The 3,730-nt window shown below is 65.9% G+C and carries 3 protein-coding genes; all 3 read right to left on the reverse strand.

The window, feature by feature from the left end:
* Nucleotides 1-787 (reverse strand): glycosyl hydrolase family 8 (locus ACLP2E_RS21205; protein ID WP_442467039.1); only part of this gene is annotated, 787 nt, incomplete at its 3' end.
* The gene (locus tag ACLP2E_RS21210; protein ID WP_442467040.1) at nucleotides 784-3,393 is read right to left on the reverse strand and encodes a cellulose biosynthesis cyclic di-GMP-binding regulatory protein BcsB; all 2,610 of its coding nucleotides are present in this window, start codon (nucleotides 3,391-3,393) and stop codon (nucleotides 784-786) included. The genes ACLP2E_RS21210 and ACLP2E_RS21205, both read right to left, overlap by 4 nt.
* A 2-nt stretch (nucleotides 3,394-3,395) precedes the next feature.
* Nucleotides 3,396-3,730 (reverse strand): hypothetical protein (locus tag ACLP2E_RS21215; RefSeq protein ID WP_442467041.1); only part of this gene is annotated, 335 nt, incomplete at its 5' end.

The raw sequence follows: 3,730 nt of genomic DNA on the forward strand, positions 1-3,730 counted from the left end.
AACGCGCTGTCTTGATCAGGGTCAGGCCGGATTGGATCAGGCCGCTCCAATCGACTTCCGGCGCGACGATCGGCAGACGCTCAAATGCCGGGAATACCCAATAGGACAGGCTGATCACCGGCCCGTCGGGGCGATCCTCCTTGGCGAAGCCCGCCACGGCCGGCAGCAGCAACGGGCCGTCCTTGCCGCCGAGCAGCAGCAGCTTGCGCCCGACTTCCACGGCGATCCGCCGCGCCGCGATGCGATAGGAGACGTCGCCCCAAAATTCCGCGGCCTCGGTCAAGGCCCAAGCGACGAGTATGTCGCCGTCGGCGGCGTCGTTCATGTCGGCCAGGGCGGGACGGGCGTTGGGCTCCCAGCGCCAGGCCAGCAGCTGGTCGTCGCGCGCCATCAGATTGGCGCGCGTCCAGCCCCAAATCCGGTCGAAGGCGACGCGGTCATCGGCGGCCGCCGCGAACAGCATGCCATAGCCCTGGCTCTCGCTGTGGCTGATCCCGCCATTGGCCGTATCGACCACGCGCCCGGCTTCGGTGACGAAACGCGCCTTGTAGGCGGTCCATAATTCCGGCGCGCGCAACACCCCGCCCAGCGGCTTTTCGCTCGCGTCCAGATCCAGCAGGTCATCCACGGCGTCAACCGCCGCCGCTCGCGTGTCAGGCGCCGGGGCGTCGCCTTGCGCCTGCGCGACAAACCCGGAAGGCGCGACGCCTTGCGCCCGCGCCAGCAGCGGGGCCGAAGCCTGAACCAGGACGCCCGCCGCCAGAAGGAAAACGAAAGGACGTATCAACCGTCCCTCCTGCCGACATTGCGCACAAAATGGAAAGTGGCGAAAGCGAGAAGGATCGCCGCGGCTAAGGTCAAAGCGACATAGACGCCCGAATTGATCGACATCCAGCCCGCCGCGATCAGGCGCATGTTGGAGACCGACAGAGGTTGCGTAACCACGAAATGCAATTGTTCGACCGGAAGGGACGAGATTTTGCCATCTGAATCGTCGAGCACGGCGATGCGGCCCTCGACCTGGCGCCAGATGCGCGGATCGGACAGGCAATTGATCGATTCGCTCAACAGCGTCGAGTTGGGGGCCGTCACCAGCGTCCACACGTCGTCGGTGTCCGTCCCCAACACGGCCTGCGCGATCAGCAGGGAATTCTCCGATCGATAGACCGGGCTGGCCGGCGCGCCCCCGTCGCGGGCCGCGAGGCGCCGCGCGCCGTCGACCGTCCGCTCGAAGGCGGCGCGAAGACCGTCGCCGATTCCGTTGGGGGCGGCGGCGAACCATTGGCGGAACCGCCCCTGATTGGCCTGGGCTTCGGACCATTCGACAAACAAGTCACGCTCCCCGGCGGCTTCCCGCGGCGGCGCTGCCTCGACCGGCGGCTCGAACGAACCGGCCAGCGGCGCCGAGACCGATGCAAAGCGGCTCGGCCGGCGTTTCAAATGGCAAGCAGCGGGCAAATTCTTTTGCAGCGCCAGGCGATTGCGGGCGCGTATGTCATAGGCTGACAGGTTTTCACCGTCTTTTGCCGCGAGCTGCGTGGAACGATCGCTCCACGCCGTGCGCAAAAGGACAGGATCGACTCCGAGCGTGGCGGCGAGGGAATCGTCGAGGGCGCCGGCGCCGGTCACGACCAAGGTCGCGCCGGAGCCGACGGGCGGCGCCGTCAAAGTCAAACGGAAATCGATCGGTCGCCCGGCCGAGGCGGCCATGCGTCCCGCCAGAGTAGCGGCGGCGGCAATGGAGTCGCGATCGGGCGAAGGAATGTAGAGCTTGGGCTGCTTGGCGCCGCCGATGAAGGGAAAACCGCCGGTCGCGGTCACGGCGAGATCGGGCATGCGGCCTATGCGCGCCAGATGGGGGATGCGTATCTGCGTCGAATCGAGAAAAAGGAAGCGTTTCCTGTTGGCGATGGACGCGAGCGGATCGCAGGCGGAATCCTCGGCCGCCGGCAATTGCGCCTCGATTTCGATTCGGTTCAGACCGGGGCGGAAATAGCCGAGCGGCAGCGGCAGGGTCTTTTCTTTGAACACCTCGCCCTGCGAACGCGGCAGCGAGGCGCTGACCGCATTGCGGCCGTTGATCGAGACGATGATCTGCGCGCTCGACAACAGGCCTGGCGCATAGCCGCCCGCGAGATCGAGCGGAACCTTGGCGTAGTCGGCGGAATAGAAATCGGCCGGCATGATGATGTTGAAGCCGGCGCGAAAATAACGGCCGGAAAATTCCTGGCTGCGCAAGCCAAGTTCGCTCAGGCGCACCGTCTGTCCGCCGGAGACGCGATAGCCTGGGAAGGCGCCTGCGGCGCGCAGGCCGGCTTCGGAGCCGCGCAAGGGCGACGCCTCGCCGAATGACAATAGGGCGCGATTGACGTCGTCCTCGCTCTCGCCGGTGATCACGATTGTGGCGCGGCGGGTGGGCGTTTGCGGCAGCAGCGCCATGCGCGGCCCTTCGACGGGGCCGAGGCCATCGAGATCGGCGATTTTCGCGACGTCGGCGTAAAGGCCGACGACGAGATTGACGCCGTAATCCCCGCTCGCCATCGGCCCGACATCGACCATCGGCTGTTCGAAATGGCCGACCGAAGCGATGAATTGGACGACGCGGATCATCCGCTCGATATTGGCGGCGCTAGTGCGGCCGGGCAGGATCGCGCGCACCGGCAAACCGCCTTGCGGGTTCGGCGCGAGCGCGGCGAGATCTTCGATGTCCTTCGCGCCCGCGTCGCCGCTCGGCATCAGCACGCCCGTCCGCGAAGGGTCGATCTGCGTCCACAATTCATAGGTGGCGGCGAGCGAGCAATCGACGCGGTGGCGCTGATCGACGGCGATGCGCACGGCGTTGAATCCGGGTTTGACCAGTTCGGCCGGGACGTCGAAATCGGCGGTCTGAACCTTGTTGGGCGCGCGGATTTTCGTCGTTCCAATGGCGACGTCATTGATGAAGACAGTCAGGGTCGAGGCTTCCGGCATCACCGAGACGGCGGAGAGATAGCCGACGCGAAAACTTAAATGACGATGCGTCTGCGTTTCGGAAAGATAGATCGGCCATTCCGACGCGCCGACTTCGCCATTCAGGCGAAAGCCCTGGATATTGTTGGGGAGATGGCGCAGCACGAGATCAGGAAGGTCCTTGTCGCTTGCGCCCGCCTTGGCGCCTATGGAGCCGGTGGGCGCGAAGTCGGGCCACGATGCGAATTTCTTCAGCCTCCAGCGGGGCGGCGGCGTCAGGGCGATCCGGCTGTGCGCCAACAAAGCCGCGCCGTCGGCGGGATCGGCAAGGGTTTGCGCACAGGCGGGATGCAAGGCAAGAAACGCCGCCAGCGCCGGACCGGCCGCCGCGCGCAAAAAAGTTATGGCGGATCGAAGCGCCGCCTGGGCTAGCCTGGCGCGCATCGTCATATCTCTTCCGCGGAAACGGCGGTCTGCGGCGGCGCGCCCCGCAATTGCCCGGCGGCCTGATCGAGCATCTCGCGCATCCTGGCCCCCGAAACACCGCGAATTTTGCCCGCGCTCCCGCCGCCGAACTGCGGCGTAACGCTTTCGCCCGGATTGATTTCCGGCGCGGTTTTCCCCTTCTTGCCCACCATCGCGTAACGCAGGGCGCGGAAAGGCTCGGTGACGCCCCACCAAACGAAGCGAGCCGAACCGGCGATCAGGTTTTTCTGTTTCCGGCGGCTTTTCAGGAAACGCGGCAAAGCGTCGGAATCGCCATACATCAGTTCGGCGAGGA

Origin of the sequence: Rhodoblastus sp. (assembly GCF_052145335.1) — a bacterium.
Taxonomy (GTDB): Bacteria; Pseudomonadota; Alphaproteobacteria; order Rhizobiales; family Beijerinckiaceae; genus Rhodoblastus.